Source organism: Rhodococcus sp. PSi06, from assembly GCF_054960675.1.
Window position 1 is genome coordinate 38,820 of record NZ_JBHNYO010000020.1, and the last position, 18,642, is coordinate 57,461.

The following is an 18,642-nucleotide window of genomic DNA, read 5'->3' on the forward strand; positions in this document are numbered from 1 at the left end:
TGGAAGGAGTGTGGTGTCGAGTCAGGGCCTGCGCTACTGGTCGAGTGCTGCCAGCAGTTGGTCCTCCGACATGGATTCGATCGACACATAGATCTCGGCGGTCGCCTCGAGCAGCTCGGTATCACCGAAGGCGACCATCATCGATTCCGCCAACCCCGATACCGTCGGGGCAGCGAAGAGCATCCTGACCGTGACCGACGTGATGTCGAAGGCCGCGCGAATTCGGGCGACGATCGTCGTCGCGAGGACGGAGTCACCGCCCAGCTCGAACAGTGTGTCGGTGACCCCTACCGCGTCGACGCCCAATACCGTCTGCCAGATGGAGGCGAGTGCGCGCTCGAGGTGGGTTCGGGGGGCTACTCGGGACCGCACACGTTCGGTATCGCCTGCCGCGCGGCACTTCTCGGCGATGGCCGCGGAGTCGATCTTGCCGTTGACGGTGAGCGGCAGGGCGTGCAATGCCACCGTCCGTTTCGGCACCATGTGTGCCGGCAGTCGCTCGGCGACCCTGGCGACGATGCCCGCAACGGTCTCGTCCGGGTCGCTGCCGCGATCGACGAGCACCACTGCAGCCACCACCGCAGCTGCGCCGACGCGGTCCACGACCGCTGTGGCAGAGACCACGTCGGCGTCGTCGCTCAGAACGGCCTCGATCTCGCCGAGTTCGATCCGGAATCCGTCGATCTTGATCTGGTTGTCCACGCGGCCCAGAAATTCGACCATCGAGCCGGTGCCGTAGCGAACCAGATCGCCGGTGCGGTACCAGCGGTAACCATCGGCCACCACGAAGCGCTCGTTCGTACGCTCGGGATCGCCCAGGTAGCCGTCGGCCAGACCGACACCCGCGACCCACAGTTCACCGGGCACCCAGTCCGGCACGTGGTTCCCACGCCCATCGACGACCCGTAGCGCCGTCGCATGCAGCGGCACGCCGAACGGGATTGTGCGCCAATTCGGATCGACATCCACGACCTCGCAGATGCTGTTGTGAATCGCGGTCTCGGTTGCTCCGCCGAGCCCGGCGAACCGACATCCGGGAACCGCCGCCGTCAGCCGACGGTAGAGGTCGATGCCTACCTTGTCGCCACCGAGCATGACGACCTCGAGCGAACTGCCCAGATCTTCACCGGTGGACAGGATCATGTCCAGTAGCGGCGGCACACAGCTGATCACCGTGACTCGATGCGCCCTCATCATTGCGGCCCAGCGCTGTGGATCCTTGCGTTCGTGTTCCTCGATGAGCACGGCCGTGCCGCCGGCCGCGAACACCGAGAACAGGTCGAAGGTGCACAGGTCGAAGTCCAACTCGGACAGGCACAGCGGGCGGTAGTTTTCGTCCAGCTCGAATCGTGTGATCAGGTCCGAGATCGTGTTCAGTGCGGCTCGATGCGAGACCACGACACCCTTCGGCTCGCCCGTCGATCCGGACGTGAAGATCATGTACGCGGGTGCGGTGTCGAGGCCGAGATGCGTTGCGGGCGAGGGCTCTCCGCGAACTGCATCCGACATGGCGAGGCCGCCGTCGCCCGATCCCCCAATGGTGACTGCGAACCCGGCTCTGCGGGCGATCAGTTCCGCGCGGCTCGTCGGTTGGTCGACGCCGACCGGTACGTACACCCCGCCTGCGGCGAGCACACCGAGAATCGCGACCACTTGATCGGGACCCTTCGGCAATGTCACCCCTACCGCATCGCCTACCGCCACCCCGCGATCGATCAGCGCCGCAGCTACTTTCAGGGCGCGATCGCTCAGTTCGCCGTACGTCATCGATTCGCGCTCGCCCCACTCGAGAGCGATCGCGTCCGGCGTTCTGGCCGCCCGGTCGAAGAAGGCGCGGTGCAGAGTCGCAGTTCCGGCTTTCTGGATCGCATCCGTTCGTGGCACGTCGGCGGTCGGTGTCCGCGCCATCAGTTGACGCGGCGGAACCAGCTCACCCACGGGCTTCGTCCACGCTGCATCACCGTCGACGACGAGTGCTCGTACGAGCGACTCGAACGCGTCGAACATGGCCCCGGGAACCCCTGGTAGGAACTCGTTTTCGCGAATGTCCCAGTTGACCAGCACGCCGCCGTCGAGTTCGGTGATCTGTGCGTCCAGCACCACCTGTGGTCCCTGCGACATGATCCACACCGGTTCTCCGAACACGTCGCGCGCACGGCCGTCGAACAACTCACCGAGCCCGAATGCGCTGGTGAACACGACCGGCGCGAGTACCGGTTCCCCTCTACGACGACCGAGGTCGCGGAGTACCTCCACTCCGGAGTAGTCCACGTGCGAGGCGTCCTCGTGCAGGCGTGCCTGCATGTGCCGGGACCGTTCGGCGAACGCGAGTTCCACGGTCAGATCGACGTCCAACATGACCGAGGACGAGAAATCGCCGATCAGTTGGCCGACGGCCGAGTGCGTCGCGGCACGGTCGAACATCGGAACGTTGAGGATGAATCGCTGCTCACGCGACCACGCTCCGACCACCTCGGCGAAGGCCGCTGCCACTGCGACCGCCGGGGTGACGCCGTGCGCACGAGCCTGCGACTGCAATTGCGAATACGCCTGCGAGTCGAGATGGAACGCCCGTCTGGTCGCCGCCGGTGAACCCGAATCACGTTCGAGCAGAGGCAGAGTGGGCGCTCCGGGAAGAGAATCGAGGCGGTCGGACCAGTATCGCTCGGCGTGCGCCCGCGCAACACGGCGATCGTCCGGCCGGTCGGTGAGGTAGCGCTCGTAGGTGTAGTCGATGGTGGGCAGTGGCCGACCGTCGTATGCCTGCGCCAGATCTGCGACGAGAATGCGGAAGCTGACGGCGTCGCCTGCGATCATGTCCATGTCGAGATGCAGTCGGGTTCGGCCGTGGGGCAGTAACGTCAGATCCGCCGAGAACACCTCTCCGGCTTCGATATCGAGCATCTGATGGGTCAAGCGTTGCCGAGTGCGTTCCAGTTCGGCCGTCGCGTCGTCCGGACTCTGCAGATCGTGCACCGTCAACCCGCGCCACCCTGGAGTGGACTCGATCACCTGCTGTCCGTTGTCGGTGATCCGAGCACGCAGCATGTCGTGCCTGCGCGCCACGGCGTCGAGCGCAGTGCGCAATCGATCGGGATCGACTCCGTCGCCGTCGAACTCGGTGTACAGATGCGGAGCGACACCGCCGAATCGCTGCTCCGAGCTACGCCCGATCCAGTAGGCGTGCTGGAGCACGGCGAGGTCGAAGCTGCCGGTGTCGGGCCGCTTCGGCACCGGCGTGCGCGCAGCGGGCGCAGGTATCGGTTCGATTGCTGCACCGACCCGTTCGGCCCAGGCCGACAGCGTCGGCTGCGCAGCGAGATCGGCGAATGTCACCGTCGAACCCTGTTTGCGGAACCTGCCGACCAACCGCATCAGCACGATCGATTCCAGGCCCAACTCGAACAAATTCGCATCGAGTGGCACAGCCCCGGGCTCGGTGCCGATCAGCTCTGCGACCTGGGTCCGCAGTTCTTCGGTTCCGATTCCCTGCTGCTCCATTCGGTGTCCCCTTCGTCGGCTGCGCTGCGTCGTACCCCGTGCGACCAGGCGTTTTATGGCCACCGCTCCATAAGGAAAGGCTACCCTCGCTTAGTCGACCCTCAGCAGGCTAACATCTGTCGGCACGCAGATGTGGTCGCTCCCTGACGACCCCACCGCCACGATCCGACCACGACGAAAGTGACCCATGATTGCCCACCGCAGCCGCAGCTCGAGGCTCTTCGGATCTTCACCGCACGCCCTCGTCGGAGGCCTCTCGGTTCTCCTGGTTCTTACTGCATCGGCCTGTAGCAGCGACACCACGGAATCAGACGACCGCGGCGCTCAGGTCGTCGATCTGAACGCGAACCCTGCCGCGTGCGGCGAGAACGACCGCGTCGACACGGTCGACCGAGCATCCGGGCCGTTCACGTACACCGACGGCCGCGGACGCACCATTTCGCTCGATGCTCAGCCGACCCGAATCATCGCCGACGAGGAATCCGCCGCGGCTCTGATGTCGTACGGAATCAAGCCGATCGCCATCTGGTCCACCACACCGATGAGCACCAGCCCCATTCTGAGCTGCTCCGATCTCACCGGCATCGAATCGGTCGGCGAGAGCTGGGGCACATTCGATTTCGAGAAAGCCGCCAGTTTGGACCCGGATCTCGTCATCGGTGAGTTCAATCCGCGATTCGGCCAGTTCGGCAAGCTGACCACCACGGCCGATTCGTCCAAGGCCGACACCATCGATCAACTCGCCCCCACTCTCGGCGTCACCTTGGATACCACCTCGACGGCGCAGACGATCGAGAACTATTCCGGACTCGCGTCCTCGCTCGGCGTCGACCTCGACACCCCGCAACTGGCGGACATCAAGTCCGAATACGACGCAGCCGTCGCGAACTTCAAAAACGTTGCCGCCGAACGCCAGGACCTCACCGGAGTCGGGATCTGGCCCCTCGACGTCGCCTACGTGCTGGACCCGTCCGCAGATCCGGACTTCAGCGACTACGAGCGCTGGGGCTTGAACATGTACACCCCCGACGGCACCGACGATGGTTATTGGAAGAAGGTGTCCTGGGAGAACGTGTCCACTGTCGATGCCGACGTCGCATTCGTCTATCACGACGTGGCCAACGCAGCGGACGTGACACTGGCCGACATACCGAGCAGATACCCCGGCTTCGACACCATCGCTGCCGTCGACAAGCAACAGATGGTGCTCTGGGACTACGGTGCCAACAAGAGCTACAGCCGTTACACCAAGACCATCGACGTCTACGCCGACGCACTGTCCAAGGCGCGCAAGGTCACTGCCGAGTAAGCGCAGCCGCGATCTCCGCAGCGCGTCGGTCGAGTTCGGATCGCTGCGGAGACGACGGCCGAGCACGGAGACCGAAGCCGTCGCCGATCATGCGCGGAATGACGTGCAGATGCACGTGGAAGATTTCCTGGCCGGCCACGGTGCCGTCGGCGAGAAACAGATTGACTCCGGCGACACGTGGATTGCTCACGCGCACAGCGGCGGCCACTTTCTGACCGACGACGAACAGATGCGCTCCCACCTCGGGCGGCAACTCTGCCAGCGTCCGATACTGCTGCTTGGGCACCACGAGCACGTGCCCGGTGGTCAGTGGCCTGATGTCCATGAACGCGATTGCGGTCTCGTCCTCGTGGACACGCGACGCCTCTGCGGTCCCGGCAATGATCTCGGAGAAAATCGTGTAGGGGTTCACAGCCACCGACTCTAGAGCCTTCGCACCCGCTCGATTTCTTTCAACGGAAAACGCGCTGTCCTGCTGTCACCGACCAGGCTTCGATGAAAGTCGTTCAGCAGGGCCGACGGGCGGACGTGACGATCGACGAAAGCGTCGATGTCCGGTGCCAGGTTTCCCGGTCGCAGACCTCCGATCCAGGAGTCGGGAAAGCCGAGTCGTTCGGTCTCGGTGAACCTTTCGGCGACCAGACACCGAAGCAGCTGACCGGCGCAGTAGAGGCCGTCGTAGGACAGGTGTCGGGTGGCAAACGCGGACTCGTCGACCGAGAGAGCGAAGTTCGAGCTCAGCGCGAGTCCGAAATCCGCAAAGTAGAGGCGCTGCCCGTCGGTCAGAATGTTGGCGAAGTGGGCATCGAAATGGACGAAACCGTGCGCACTCATGAAGGCAGTTCCATCGGCAAGTGCCTTCTCTGCCCATAGAACAACCGCGTCGACTCCGCCAGAGGTGTTGCGCTGCCTAGCAATCCATTCGCCAAGGGTATGCGGTACGTGTTCGAGGAACACCATCACACTGTGCTTCGAGGTGCCGATGGCCTCCAATCGGTTCCGTACCGCCGACGACCCCTCCCAGTAGGTCACCGCGTCGTCCACGCCCCCGAACTCGTCGACGAATCCTGTGGGCGCAGAGTCCGGTAGAACGCGCCAGTGATACATCGCGGGGAACCCGGGAAATTCCCCGTCGAGCACCCACTGTGTGGTGATGGTGTGAGCGGCGAGTTCGCGCCAGGCACCGAAACCGGACGACCCTAGCCCGTACTGATAGAAGGTCGGGAGCTCGAATATGTTCGCCGTCGAGAACATGTTCTGCGGCAGCATCTCGATGTCTGTCAGGGGAATCCGTTTGACGAAGACACGGCTGCCGTCGACGTTCAGCTCCATCGAACGACCACCGATTCCCGTTCCGAGCTCGGTAGCGGTCGTCACCGCCCGCGCGAGTTCTCGGTCGCTCATCGACGACAGGTGTCCGCTCACAGCCGTGTAGCGGGCACGACGCTCCGCACTGTGCGCATCCATCGGCCGGCTCCTCACTGCCTGCATCGAGCGCTCCCGACCCTACGTGCACGACGCCGCTGAGGCTGCAGGTGTTCGGTAACCCGACTACTGTTTGCCGATGGGTATCGGCGGGGTTCTCTTCGACATCGACGGCGTCCTGGTGACGTCGTGGCAGGCGGTGCCCGGAGCTGCAGAGACGCTGAAGTTTCTCGACAGCAGAGACATTGCTCGCGCCTTTCTGACCAACACCACCTCGAAGACGCGCGGGCAGATCGCCGCGGCGTTGCGCGACGTCGGACTGGACGTCCACTCGGACGAGATCGTGACTGCCGCGTCGCTCACCGCGGATCACCTACGCGAGAACTATCCGGATGCGCGGGTGGTGCTGATCAACAACGGGGAGATCACCGGCGACATGCCCGGAATCGAATTCGTCGACGAGACGTCCGAGGATCCCGACGTCGTGGTGGTCGGCGGCGCCGGGCCGGAGTTCACCCACGAACGCCTCAGTCGCGTCTACGACTGGCTCTGCCGTGGCATTCCCGTCGTCGCGATGCATCGATCCTTGATGTGGAGCACCGGAGCCGGGCTGCGCATCGACACCGGCATGTATCTCGCCGGGATGGAACAGGCCTCGGGCCACACCGCCAGAGCCATCGGAAAGCCGGCTCCGCTGGGATTCCGGACGGCTTCCGAGCGGATGGGCGTCGATCCCGACGACGTCGTGATGGTCGGCGACGATCTGGACAACGACGTCCTCGCCGGCCAAGTCGTCGGCATGACGGGGGTGCTGGTGCGCACCGGGAAATTCCGTCAGGACGTCCTCGACAGGCGCAGCACGGACGAATTCGCCATGGAGCCCGACTACGTCATCGACTCCGTCGCCGATCTCCCCGACGTCCTGATGTGAAGAGGGATCAAAGAATCGGCGACGGGCTGTAGGCGGCACCGGCCGGGAACTTCGCGATCAACCGTTCCACGGCCGACACCACGGCACTGACCTGTGCGTCGGCCGCACCGACGAAGGCCGTCTTGTCGGCCAGCGCGGCGTCGAGGGCAGCGCGGTCGAGTGGGAGTCGATCGTCGGCGGCCAGGCGATCGAGCAGATCGGGTTCCTGTCCCTGTTCGCGCATCGCCAGCGCGACGGCGACGGCGTGTTCCTTGATCGCCTCGTGCGCGGTCTCGCGGCCGACTCCCGCACGCACGGCGGCCATGAGCACCTTCGTCGTCGCGAGGAACGGCAGGTAGCGATCGAGTTCCTTGGCGATGACAGCCGGGTAGGCACCGAATTCGTCGAGGACCGTCAGGAACGTCTCGATGAGACCGTCGATGGCGAAGAAGGCGTCGGGCAGCGCGACGCGGCGCACGACGGAACAGAAGACATCGCCCTCGTTCCACTGTGCGCCGGCGAGCTCGGCTGCCATCGATCCGTAGCCGCGCAGTACCACCTGCAGACCGTTGACGCGCTCGCACGAGCGGGTGTTCATCTTGTGCGGCATCGCCGACGAGCCGACCTGCCCCGCCTGGAAGCCCTCGGTGACGAGCTCGTGACCGGCCATCAGGCGGACGGTGTGCGCGAACGACGACGGCCCGGCACCGACCTGAACCAGCGCGGAGACCACCTCGTGATCGAGCGAGCGGGGGTACACCTGGCCGACGCTGGTGAGCGTGTGCCGGAAACCGAGGTGATCGGCGACGATGCGCTCGAGTGCGACCAGCTTGGCAGAGTCGCCGCCGAAGAGGTCGAGCATGTCCTGCGAGGTGCCCATCGGGCCCTTGATTCCGCGCAGTGGGTAACGCGCGATCAGTTCCTGCACCCGAGCCAGTGCCAGCAGGAGCTCGTCGGCCGCGGACGCGAAACGCTTGCCCAGCGTCGTGGCCTGCGCTGCAACGTTGTGACTGCGGCCGGCCATGACGATCGAGGAGTACTCGGCCGCGCGTTCGGCCAACCGCTTCGCTACGGCGACGCCGTGCGCGTGCACGTGTTCGAGCGAGCGCAGGATCTGCAGCTGCTCGACGTTCTCGGTGAGGTCGCGGCTGGTGAGCCCCTTGTGGATGTGCTCGTGACCGGCGAGGGCGTTGAACTCCTCGATGCGGGCCTTCACGTCGTGCCGAGTGACGCGCTCACGTTCGGCGATCGAGGCGAGATCCACCTGGTCGACGACGGCTTCGTAGTCTGCGATCGCGGCGTTGGGAACATCGACTCCGAGGGACGACTGCGCGCGCAGCACCGCGATCCACAACTGACGTTCCAGGGCGATCTTGTGCTCCGGCGACCACAGCGCCACCAGTTCGGGGCTTGCGTAACGGGTGGCCAGGACATTCGGGATGCTCACGAGCGTCCAGCTTACGTGGCGCAGTTGTCCGTCTCGGAAGTCGACTGCACTGTGTCCTCCTGCCGGCCGTTGGAATACCCGCAGCTCATTCCGATGTTGCACGCGTGGTGAGCCGAACAGTCAAAGTCGACATCTGGTCCGACATCGCGTGCCCGTGGTGCTTCGTCGGCAAGCGCCGTTTCGAGACAGGCGCTGCGGAGTTCACCGCCGGAGGCGGGACGGTCGAGGTGGAGTTCCACTCCTTCGAGCTGGCACCCGAGACACCGGTCGACTTCGACGGCAGCGAAATCGACTTCCTCGTCTCCCACAAAGGAATGCCCGCCGCCCAGGTCACGCAGATGTTGGAGCAGATGACCGAGCTGGCCGCAGGCGAGGGACTCACGTACGACTTCGACGCCCTGCAGCACACCAACACCGTCAAGGCACACGAGCTCCTGCACTTCGCCAAGTCGAAGGGCAAGCAGGTCGAGATGAAGGAACGGCTGCTGGCGGCCTACTTCGAGGAGGGCCGCCACGTCGGACGTGTCGATGACCTCGCCGATCTGGCCACGGAGGTCGGCCTCGACCGCGACGAGGTGGTCGCGGCGCTGAAGTCCGAGGAGTTCCTGCCGGCAGTGCGCGCGGACAAGGAGCAGGCCATCGCCTACGGGATCAGTGGTGTGCCGTTCTTCGTGATCGACGGACGGCTCGGTGTGTCGGGTGCGCAGGAGGCGTCGGTGTTCGCCGACGTCCTGCGCAAGGCCGCAGCCGGCTCGTGAACGGTCCGTTGGAGATGGTCGGCGACGACCACGGCCCCGTCTGTGAAGACGGTGTGTGCGAGGTGCCACCGATTCGAGACGCAGACTCGGACGAGAACGGCTAGTCAGTCGGCCCGCACCTGTTTAGCCGGCGCGACGACGTCGATCACTTCGAGAAGCATGCTGCGCGCCATCTCCCGGGGATCGGGATCCACTTCGCTGAGCGCGCCCACCACCGCACCGTCGACCACCGCCACCAGCCGTCGAAGCTGCATCTCCTGCACCGTGCGGCCGGATCGGCGAAGCACGTCGGTGAGCAGGTCGTCGATCTGCGCGCGCAGCCTCAGCTGTACCTCGCGTAGCTCGGGATGTCGGGCCGACGCGATGAACCGCTCGTATCTCGCGACCAATTGCTCGTGGCCGTCCTGCGGCCCGATCAACAGATCGACGATGAGGTCGACGGTCGATTCCATCTTGTGCGAGCACTTTCCCTCGTCGTCGATCCGACCGCGCATGACGTCGATCTCGCGGGTTCCGACGACATCGACCGCCGCTGCCACCAAGTCGCCGAGCGACTCGAAGTAATACGTGGTCGACGCCAACGGCAGTCCGGCTCGCGCAGCAACGGACCGGTGCCGAACCGCGTCGAAACCACCCTCGACGAGGAGATCCGCAGCCGCCGATGCCAATGCCTGCCGGCGGCGCACCCCCTTCGGAGTCGCACCCGACACCTTGTGCTGCGACTCGGTCGGACCTGCGGACATTCAAGTCATCGTGCCAGCTCGAGGCCGTTCGTCGGACTGCTTTCGCGCTATGGAATTGTCAGTATTCGTGGCACATCGAACGATCGACCTCCGCTCCGACACCATCACCCGGCCCGATTCGGTCATGCGAAAAGCCATGGCCGACGCCGAAGTGGGCGACGACGTCCTCGATCACGATCCGACCATGGCACTGCTCGAAGCGAGAGTGGCGGATCTGCTCGGCTTCGAGGCAGCGCTCTGGGTCCCGTCGGGGTCGATGGGCAACATCATTGCGCTGATGCTGCATCTGCAGCGCGGCGATCGGTTCCTGGCCCCCGAGCACGCGCACGTACTGGGATCCGAGCTCGGCACCGCGGCGTGGTTGGCGGGCGGAATGCCCGAGGCGCTTGCGCACGACGGCGGCCCCGGGCGTCCGCTTGCGTCGACCGTGACAGCGAAAGCCGGCGGTGCCGGGCCCTACTTCGCGCTGCGGACCACGCTGCTCTCGCTCGAGAACACCCACAACTTTGCCGGCGGTACCGTGTTCGGCCCGGCCGAATGGTCCGAACTCGTTGCTGCCGGACGGGACTCGGGACTGAAAATTCATCTGGACGGTGCGCGGCTGTGGAACGCCGCTGTTGCACTCGATGTTCCGATCGCATCGTTGGCCGACGGCGCGGACACGGTGCAGGTGTGCCTGAGCAAGGGACTCGGTGCCCCCGTCGGTTCGATGCTCGTGTCGGATGCAGCGCGTATCCACGAGGCACGGCGGGTGCGAAAGATGTTGGGCGGCGGGGTACGTCAGGGCGGAGTTCTGGCGGCGGCGGGTCTCGTCGCCCTGGATCGAATCGGTGACCTGGCCGAGGATCACGCCAACGCCTCGACTTTGGCGCACGGCCTCCGAGACCGCGGCTGGGACGTCGCGGAGCCGCAGACGAACATCGTGCTCGCCGCCGTCGCCGACCCCGTCCGGACGGTGACCGAATTGGCCGATCAGGGAATCGCTGCGGTCACCGTCGCGGGCAAGGTTCGCTTCGTGACGCATCGCGACGTCTCAGCCGCCGACATAGACGAGGTGCTGGAGCGGCTGCACCGCATGTGAGTGGAACCTCGTAGCCTGCTACGAAGTTCCACTCACGACCCGAAGGCGCTCGAGCGCTTCGACGACGTCGGATGTGCTGCCCGCGAACGAGAATCGCACGGTGTGATTGCCGCGGACGGTATCGAAGTCGACACCCGGTGCCAACGCGACACCGGTCTCGGACAGCACGTGCGCGCACCAGGCGCGTGAGTCGTCGGTGAGATGCGCGATGTCGGCGTACACGTAGAACGCACCGTCGGCGGGTGCCAGATCGGTGATTCCCAATGCGGGGAGGCCGTCGAGCAGAATCTTTCGGTTGACGGCATACCGTTCCACGTGCGAATCCAGCTCTCGGCGTGATTCTTCCGTGAACGCGGCGATGGCCGCCACCTGCGAAATCGCCGGCGGGCAGACCGTCATGTTCGACGCCAATCGTTCGACGGCCCTGCGCAATCGGGCCGGAAGTAGCATCCAGCCCAACCGCCACCCCGTCATGGAGAAGTACTTCGAAACCGATCCGATAGCGACCGACTCCTTCGACGTCTCCCACGCACTCGACGTGTGCGCACTGCCGTACGAGATGCCGTGGTAGATCTCGTCGGAGATCAACAGCGTTCCGTGCTCGTCGCACCAGCGCGCGATCGCTGCAAGCTCGTCGGCGTCGATGATCGTGCCGGTGGGATTGGCCGGGCTTGCGACGATCAGCCCCGCAGGCGGCTCGGGCAATTCCTCGAGCATCGCGACGGTCGGCTGGAACCGTGTCTCCTCCACGCAGTCCAGCTCGACGACGCGGCAGCCCAACGCCGCCAACGTGTTTCGATAGGCAGGGTACCCCGGTCTGGCCATGACGACGGTGTCCCCCGCGTCGAACGCAGCGAGGAACAGCAACGTGAATGCGCCGGAGGATCCGGTGGTGATGACCACGTCGTCGGCCTCGACGGTAATCCCGTACCGCGTGCTGTGATACTCGGCGATCGCTCGGCGTAGCGGCAGAATGCCGAGCGTCTCGGTGTAGCCGAGCAGGTGTGCATCCAGGGCCTCGCGGGTAGCGCGCAACACGGGCTCGGGTGCCCGAGTGGATGGCTGACCTGCGGCGAGTGAAAGCACATCCCCGTGAGTGCGCGCCCGCTCGGCCGCTGCGGCGAACACATCCATCACATGGAACGGCTCGACCTTCGATCGCTGCGATTCACTGTGCATTCGATCGACACTACTGACCTCGGTGTCCGCCTTTCATGTCCAGGCACGGGATCGCACGGCTCACTTGGGCCGCGACAGTGGGCTGAGTGTCCACAATTGCGCGCTGTACACGGGACCGCGCCTGCGATGGCGAATAGTGGACACTCAGCACAGTCGAGCCGAACAGGAAGCTCACTGTCCACAATTGTGCACCCCACACGGAATCGCGACTGCGATGGCAAATAGAGGACATTCAGCTCAGTCGAGCCGAACAAGAAGCTCACTGTCCACAATTGTGCGGCATACACGGGATCACGCCTGCGATGGAAAATAGTGGACACTCAGCTCAGTTGAGCCGAACAGGAAGCTCACTGTCCACAATCGAGCGGCATACACGGGATCGCGCTATCGGTGGCAAGTAGTGGACACTCAGCTCAATGCCCTCCGGCGACGGCGCACGGTGTCGATGATCTGCCGCACCACCGCATCGAGGTCCGACATCACGAGCGCGGCCGAATATCGCAGCACGAGCCACCCGTCGAGCTGCAGCGCATTCTGGCGCACTCGATCGTTGGTAAACACGCCCGGCGCGCTGTGGAATTCACGGCCGTCGATTTCGATGATCACCCGGGCCCGACGGTCCAATAGATCCGCGCAGTACTGCCCCACCGCCGCGTTGATCTCCAAAAAGTAGCCGGCCGCCGTCAGTGCGCGAGCCACCAGCCGTTCCGGTTCGGACAGCGTGCGTGGACAGCTCAGACGCAGCTGCTTCTTCGCTTGGGTCACCCCTGCCATTCCGGCCGACTTCTCGCATTGCGCCGCCAATCCGCGTTTGCTGACGGATCCACTGAGCGCTGCGTCGACGAACGGTTCGAGCGCAGCATCACCGAGTGAGGCCGACGCGTCGACGATGCACTGCTCGATGGTCACGACCGGGAGGGTGTCGACAAAACTGGTCTCGCGAATGGTTCGACGGTACGCGCGCAGCCACGACGGGCACCGTGGCCGCGTGCTGCGGGGCACGGTGATGTGCACCTGTTCGGGTTCGTGGTCGATCAGGTTCCACCACCACGCTGCAGTGAGGTGGCTGAGCACTGCATCCGGTTGCCACAGAATCGCGGCCACACAACGATCGCGGAACGACGGCTCCCCCGTGCAGTAGACGCCCGGCAACAGTCGGATCAGTGTGCCGACCCTGGCCCGATAGTCGATCGCCCCTCTGCTGACGCCGCTATCCAATAGTTGCTGCCTCGTGTAAACCCCCATGGTCGAACAGCTTTGCGCGCGGAAACTGTTCGTGGGAGCCCGATCCGAGAAATGTGGACAACGCCCGCGCCTGTGGACAACTGACCTCAGTGTCCACTTGTGGAGCCGCTAACCGATATCCCTTGTGCTAGGGCGAATAGTGGACACTCAACACGCCCGCCCACCGAGCTCAGTGTCCATATTCCGCGCCGGCACACTGAATCCCGCGCACCAGAGCAAATAGTGGACACTCAGCACACCTGCCCGCGCACCGAGCTCAGCGTCCACAATTCACCACCAAAAACAGAATCCCGCGCACCAGAGCAATTAATGGACACTGAGCACACCTGCCGCGCACGCACCGAGCTCAGTGTCCACTTTTTCAGCCGGTACAGGGGATCCCGTGTGCTAGGTCGAATAGTGGACACTCAGCACACCTACAGCGAGATACGACCCTCCACGGCAGCGAGGCCGATGTCCGTGCGGAAGTGACTGCCCGGCAAGCGGATTCCGGCGATGCGGGAGTAGGCGTCGTCGCGAGCAGCGGTGAGGTCGAATCCGGTGCCGACCACGCTCAGTACCCGGCCACCCGCGGATACCACCACCCCGTCCGCGACCGCAGTGCCTGCATGCAGGACGCCTGCGCCGTCGGAGCCGAGGATTTCGTCTCCGGTGCGCGGTCGACCGGGGTAGTTCTCGGCCGCGATGACTACGGTGACCGCTGCGCCGTCCCGCCAGCGCAGCGGCGGCAGCGAGGCCAGCGTGCCGGTGGCCGTCGCGTTGAGCACCTCGCCGAGAGGCGTGTCGAGCAGGGCCAGCACGGCCTGGGTCTCGGGATCGCCGAAGCGACAATTGAATTCGACAACGGCGGGACCGTCGGCACCCATCGCCAGACCGGCGTACAGCAGACCCGAGAACGGCACGCCACGCTTCACCATCTCGGCCGCAACGGGTTTCACCACATCACGGACGATCTCGTCGACGGCACCTTCGGGCAACCACGGGAGTGGGGTGTAGGCGCCCATGCCCCCGGTGTTGGGGCCGGTGTCTCCATCGCCGACGCGTTTGTGGTCCTGCGCGGGCAGCAGCGGCACCACGGTCTCTCCGTCGACGAGGCAGAACAACGAAACCTCGGGTCCGTCGAGGAACGACTCGAGCAGCACCGGGTGCCCGTTCTCGAGGAGCTCGGCGGCATGGTCGCGGGCAATGAGGCGATCGGTGGTGACGACGACGCCTTTGCCCGCGGCGAGACCGTCGTCCTTCACGACCCAGTGCGGGCCGAAGCGGTCGAGAGCTGCGTCCAGCAGAGCGGGCGAGTCGACGATTTCACTGTGCGCGGTGCGTACACCGGCTGCAGCCATCACGTCCTTGGCGAATGCCTTGGACCCTTCGATACGGGCGGCGTCGGCGGACGGCCCGAATGCGGCGATGCCGGCCTCACGCAGCGAATCGGCCACTCCGAGAACCAGGGGTACCTCGGGCCCGATGACGACGAGATCGACCTCGAGCTTCTGCGCGAGTTCGGTCACCGCCTCACCGGATGCCACGTCGACGGCATGCTGTTCGGCGATCGCGGCTGTGCCCGCATTGCCGGGGGCGACGAACAGTGCGTCGACCGACGGGTCGGCCTTCAACGCAAGTAGAAGGGCGTGCTCACGAGCACCGGAACCTAGGACGAGTACGCGCACAGTGCAACAGACTATCTGCTCGACGGCGTAGGGCCCCGCACCTGTCGTGGTGCGGGGCCCGTCGGGAACGCCGTAACTACTGCGTCAGGTCGTACAACGTGACGTTGCCGACGGTGGTCGCGGCGAAGTTGGCGGTCACCCAGGCCGAGATTTCCGCCGAGGAACCCGACTCCCTGCCGCCCATTCCACCGCCTCCGATGAAGTAGTGAATTCGACCGTCGGCGACGTACTGCTGGAACTCGGCCAGCGTCGGCGACGGGTCGGTCCCGTTGAAGCCGCCGACGGGCATGACGGGATCCTCCGTGGCCAGTTGGTAGCCCGCCGCGGTGTTGGCACCGATGGCCGCCGCCACCCAGGTGTACGAACCGGCGTCCTGCTCGAGCATCGACGTCACCTCGGCAGTGGGGGTGCTGCCTTCGAGCAGACCTCCCATACCGCCGCCCATCTCGGCACCGCCCGGCAGCTGGCCGGCCTGACCCGGCGCTCCTGCCGGCAGCTGCATTCCAGCCGGCGTCTGGGCACCGGGCGGCGGTTGCATTCCCCGTTGCCCGCGCCGTCCCTCACCCATCCCGCCGAATCCGCGCATGCCGGTGTTCGGCCCGGCGGTGGGGATCGACCCGGTGTGCGGGGTGCCGATGGTGTCCACCGCGTAGGCCGTCGGACCGGCCAGTCCGGCGAACATCACCGTGAAAATCGCGACCGCGGCGAGCCTGCCGCGAGTGAGCGCCGGAATCAGCAGTGCCACTACAGCCAGCACTCCCACGACCAGGATCGCCCACTTCAGCCACGGCACGAAGCTCGCACTCCGGCCGAGCAGCACCCACGCCATCGCGACGGTCGCCGCCACCGCGAGCGCCATCGCAATCCGCACCCACAACCGCTGCCGTTCGCGCCACAGCATCACGCCTCCGATACCGACGAGTGCAGCAACGGCAGGTGCAAGCGCCACCGTGTAATACGAGTGGAAGATGCCGGCCATGAAGCTGAACGTCAGACCGGTGACGAGCAGCCACGCGCCCCACACGATCAACGATGCGCGTTGCACGTCGATACGTGGAGCCCTGCCTCGCAGTACGAGTCCCGTCACCAGGAGCACCAATGCGGCGGGGATGAGCCAGGCGATCTGACCGCCCTGGGAGGCGTCGAACATGCGGAGAATGCCGGTCTCGCCCCACATCGAACCGCCACCGCCGCCACCTCCATCGCCGCCGGGGGTGACGCTGCCCGTCTCGTTACCGCTGAGCCGGCCCAGACCGTTGTAGCCGAGGGTCAGTTCCAGAATCGAATTGTTCTGCGAGCCACCGACCCACGGCCGGGAGGAGGCCGGCCAGAATTCGACGATCAGCAGCCACCAGCCGGCCGAGACGATCATGGCTCCGAGCGCGGCGAACAACTGCAGCAGCCGAGTGACAAGTTTTGGCGGCCCAGCGATCAGGTATGTCAGGGCCAGCGGCGGCACGACGAGCATCACCTGAAGCTGCTTGGTGAGGAAGCCGAATCCGACGAACATGCCGGTGATCACGAGCCACTTGGTCTTTCCCGATTCGACGCCTCGCAGCATCGCCCAGACGGCGACGATCATCAGCAGAACCAGCAAGGCATCAGGGTTGTTGAACCGAAACATCAGTGCGGCAACGGGAGTCACTGCCAGGGCCAGTCCGGCAAGCAGTCCGGCGGCTGCCCCGAACCGGCGCACGACGACGGCTCGAAGCAGCGCAACCGATGCGACGCCGAGCAGCGCCTGTGGGACGAGCATCGCCCAGGTGTTCAGCCCGAACACCCGCACCGACAACGACATCAGCCACAGCGACATCGGCGGCTTGTCGACGGTGATCGAGTTGGCGGCATCGGAGGATCCGAAGAAGAACGCCCTCCACGACACCGAACCGGCCTGTATCGCTGCGGAATAGAACGAGTTGGCCCAGCCCGAGGCACCGAGACCCCAGATGTAGGCCACGCCGGTGCCGATCAGTAGAGCGATCAGCCCGAAAAGTTCCCACCGCCGGGAGGTCGACCGCTCGGTCGGTGCGGCCGCAGAGGACCGCTCGAGTGTCGTCGTCATCGCTTGACCTCCGAACGGGTTGAGTCCACAGCGCGAAACACCCACCGCAGTGCTACGAATCGGCACACGGTGGCAACGAGATTGGCGACGACGAGAACGACGAGTTCGACGTGTCGCGACACGTCCGGGGACCAGGCGTGCAGTACCGCGAGCGAACCGCTGGTCACCAGCAGCGCGAAGCCGAAGATCGCCAAACCTTGCAGCTGGTGCTTGCCCGCGCCGGACGGGCCTCGGACCCCGAAGGTGAAGGCGCGGTTGGCCGCAGTGTTCAGTACAGCGGTGATCAGCAGCCCCGCGAAGTTTGCGGCCTGCGCCCCGATCATGGGATGGAGCACCAGGTACAGCAGTGCGTAGGCCACGGTGCTGGCGACACCGATGATGCCGAATCGCACCAGCTGGCCGATCATTCCGTGCGGTACACCGGCCACGAGCGGCTCCCGTCCCAGGCTTCGACGCAGTTCCGCGACGGGGAGGACCCCGGTCGCGAGAGCACGGCCGACGCGCCAGCATCCCTGCAAATCCTTGACGGCGGTGTCGACGAGGTGGACGCTGCTGTCGGGATCGTCGACCCAGTCCACCGGCACCTCGTGAATGCGGAGGCCTGCCTTTTCGGCGATCACCAGCAATTCGGTGTCGAAGAACCACCCGGTGTCTTCGACGAGTGGGAGCAGTTGGCGAGCGACGTCGGTGCGCATCGCCTTGAATCCGCACTGGGCATCGGAGAAGCGGGCGCGCAACGAGGTCCGCAGAATGAGATTGTAACTGCGCGAGATGAATTCGCGCTTGGCCCCGCGAACGACCCGAGACGACCGGTTCAGCCGAGAACCGATGGCGAGGTCCGAGTGACCCGAGAGCAGTGGAGCGACGAGCGGCATGAGTGCGTTGAGGTCGGTGGACAGATCGACATCCATGTAGGCGACGACGTCGGCGTCGGACGCGAGCCACACCGCTTTGAGAGCCCGCCCGCGCCCCTTCTCGTCGAGGTGATGAACTCGAACTCCGTCTATCTCGTCGGCGAGCCGATGCGCCACCGTGAGGGTGCCGTCGGTACTTGCGTTGTCGGCGATGGTGATTCGCGACCTGAACGGAATCCGGTCGTCGAGGTGCTCGTGCAGTCGACGGATGCACTGCTCGAGGTCCGCCTCTTCGTTGTAGACGGGGATGACCACCTCGAGCGTGGCCGTTGCGTTCGAGCCGGGCCGTTGGCCTGCTGCTCGGGCGAGGTAGTTCGTTGTCATGAGGCAACCCTCGTGCGCGCAGCTGGACCTACGCTGCGACGAACCTGGCAATCACCTGGGAGGACAGGAGCGCAGCC

General features: G+C 65.3%; 14 protein-coding genes. 4 read left to right on the top strand and 10 right to left on the bottom strand.

Translation table 11 applies throughout. The features are described 5' to 3' along the window. Positions 1–33 precede the first annotated feature (33 nt). Positions 34–3,501, bottom strand: a complete 3,468-nt coding sequence (locus ACFI9K_RS22650; protein WP_462665587.1) for a non-ribosomal peptide synthetase — start codon at positions 3,499–3,501, stop codon at positions 34–36. Between the two features lie 187 nt (positions 3,502–3,688). Here ACFI9K_RS22650 and ACFI9K_RS22655 point away from each other — a divergent pair, with 187 nt between their 5' ends. After that, complete coding sequence (locus ACFI9K_RS22655; RefSeq protein ID WP_462665588.1) at positions 3,689–4,810, top strand: ABC transporter substrate-binding protein; 1,122 nt, start codon at positions 3,689–3,691, stop codon at positions 4,808–4,810. Here the strand turns inward: ACFI9K_RS22655 and ACFI9K_RS22660 are convergent. Both ACFI9K_RS22660 and ACFI9K_RS22665 read right to left on the bottom strand, forming a co-directional pair. Then, entirely contained in the window at positions 4,797–5,222 is a 426-nt protein-coding gene (locus ACFI9K_RS22660) for an HIT family protein (protein WP_462665589.1), read from the bottom strand. The genes ACFI9K_RS22655 and ACFI9K_RS22660 overlap by 14 nt on opposite strands. A gap of 11 nt (positions 5,223–5,233) precedes the next feature. After that, positions 5,234–6,277, bottom strand: coding sequence for a protein kinase family protein (locus ACFI9K_RS22665; RefSeq protein WP_462665590.1), 1,044 nt, complete (start codon positions 6,275–6,277; stop codon positions 5,234–5,236). A gap of 97 nt (positions 6,278–6,374) precedes the next feature. On the opposite strand from ACFI9K_RS22665, the gene ACFI9K_RS22670 reads away from it, so the two are divergent. Further along, positions 6,375–7,166: an HAD-IIA family hydrolase gene (locus ACFI9K_RS22670; protein WP_462665591.1), complete on the top strand. Its 792-nt coding sequence runs from the start codon at positions 6,375–6,377 to the stop codon at positions 7,164–7,166. A 7-nt stretch (positions 7,167–7,173) separates the two neighbouring features. On the opposite strand, the gene purB is transcribed toward ACFI9K_RS22670, so the two are convergent. Then, positions 7,174–8,592, bottom strand: a complete 1,419-nt coding sequence (gene purB, locus ACFI9K_RS22675; protein WP_462665592.1) for an adenylosuccinate lyase — start codon at positions 8,590–8,592, stop codon at positions 7,174–7,176. Positions 8,593–8,699: 107 nt separating this feature from the next. Between purB and ACFI9K_RS22680 the strand changes: the two genes are divergently transcribed. Then, on the top strand, positions 8,700–9,350 hold the full coding sequence (locus tag ACFI9K_RS22680) for a DsbA family oxidoreductase (RefSeq protein WP_462665644.1): 651 nt from the start codon (positions 8,700–8,702) through the stop codon (positions 9,348–9,350). Between the two features lie 104 nt (positions 9,351–9,454). Here ACFI9K_RS22680 and ACFI9K_RS22685 read toward each other — a convergent pair whose 3' ends face one another. Continuing rightward, on the bottom strand, positions 9,455–10,093 hold the full coding sequence (locus tag ACFI9K_RS22685; protein WP_462665593.1) for a TetR/AcrR family transcriptional regulator: 639 nt from the start codon (positions 10,091–10,093) through the stop codon (positions 9,455–9,457). A 67-nt stretch (positions 10,094–10,160) separates the two neighbouring features. On the opposite strand from ACFI9K_RS22685, the gene ACFI9K_RS22690 reads away from it, so the two are divergent. Beyond that, the gene (locus ACFI9K_RS22690; RefSeq protein WP_462665594.1) at positions 10,161–11,174 is read left to right on the top strand and encodes a threonine aldolase family protein; all 1,014 of its coding nucleotides are present in this window, start codon (positions 10,161–10,163) and stop codon (positions 11,172–11,174) included. Positions 11,175–11,192: 18 nt separating this feature from the next. Here the strand turns inward: ACFI9K_RS22690 and ACFI9K_RS22695 are convergent, their stop codons facing one another. From ACFI9K_RS22695 to ACFI9K_RS22715, 5 genes are all read right to left on the bottom strand, one after another. Then, positions 11,193–12,353, bottom strand: coding sequence for a pyridoxal phosphate-dependent aminotransferase (locus ACFI9K_RS22695; protein WP_462665595.1), 1,161 nt, complete (start codon positions 12,351–12,353; stop codon positions 11,193–11,195). 408 nt (positions 12,354–12,761) lie between these two features. After that, a complete protein-coding gene (locus ACFI9K_RS22700; protein ID WP_462665596.1) occupies positions 12,762–13,598 on the bottom strand; it encodes a DUF559 domain-containing protein in 837 nt (278 codons plus the stop codon). Between the two features lie 416 nt (positions 13,599–14,014). Next, entirely contained in the window at positions 14,015–15,265 is a 1,251-nt protein-coding gene (purD, locus tag ACFI9K_RS22705) for a phosphoribosylamine--glycine ligase (protein WP_462665597.1), read from the bottom strand. 76 nt (positions 15,266–15,341) lie between these two features. Next, positions 15,342–17,327 carry an ArnT family glycosyltransferase gene (locus tag ACFI9K_RS22710; protein WP_462665598.1) on the bottom strand — a complete coding sequence of 662 codons (1,986 nt, stop codon included), beginning with the start codon at positions 17,325–17,327 and terminating at the stop codon, positions 15,342–15,344. Continuing rightward, the gene (locus tag ACFI9K_RS22715) at positions 17,324–18,565 is read right to left on the bottom strand and encodes a bifunctional glycosyltransferase family 2/GtrA family protein (protein ID WP_462665599.1); all 1,242 of its coding nucleotides are present in this window, start codon (positions 18,563–18,565) and stop codon (positions 17,324–17,326) included. The genes ACFI9K_RS22710 and ACFI9K_RS22715 overlap by 4 nt, the downstream gene beginning before the upstream one ends. Positions 18,566–18,642: the final 77 nt, after the last annotated feature.

Bases quoted from the DNA above. Each gene is read 5' to 3' on its own strand.
- ACFI9K_RS22650 (WP_462665587.1), bottom strand. From the start codon at position 3,501: ATGGAGCAGCAGGGAATCGGAACCGAAGAACTGCGGACCCAGGTCGCA.
- ACFI9K_RS22655 (WP_462665588.1), top strand. From the start codon at position 3,689: ATGATTGCCCACCGCAGCCGCAGCTCGAGGCTCTTCGGATCTTCACCG.
- ACFI9K_RS22665 (WP_462665590.1), bottom strand. From the start codon at position 6,277: ATGGATGCGCACAGTGCGGAGCGTCGTGCCCGCTACACGGCTGTGAGC.
- ACFI9K_RS22670 (WP_462665591.1), top strand. From the start codon at position 6,375: ATGGGTATCGGCGGGGTTCTCTTCGACATCGACGGCGTCCTGGTGACG.
- ACFI9K_RS22685 (WP_462665593.1), bottom strand. From the start codon at position 10,093: ATGTCCGCAGGTCCGACCGAGTCGCAGCACAAGGTGTCGGGTGCGACT.
- ACFI9K_RS22695 (WP_462665595.1), bottom strand. From the start codon at position 12,353: ATGCACAGTGAATCGCAGCGATCGAAGGTCGAGCCGTTCCATGTGATG.
- ACFI9K_RS22700 (WP_462665596.1), bottom strand. From the start codon at position 13,598: ATGGGGGTTTACACGAGGCAGCAACTATTGGATAGCGGCGTCAGCAGA.
- ACFI9K_RS22710 (WP_462665598.1), bottom strand. From the start codon at position 17,327: ATGACGACGACACTCGAGCGGTCCTCTGCGGCCGCACCGACCGAGCGG.
- ACFI9K_RS22715 (WP_462665599.1), bottom strand. From the start codon at position 18,565: ATGACAACGAACTACCTCGCCCGAGCAGCAGGCCAACGGCCCGGCTCG.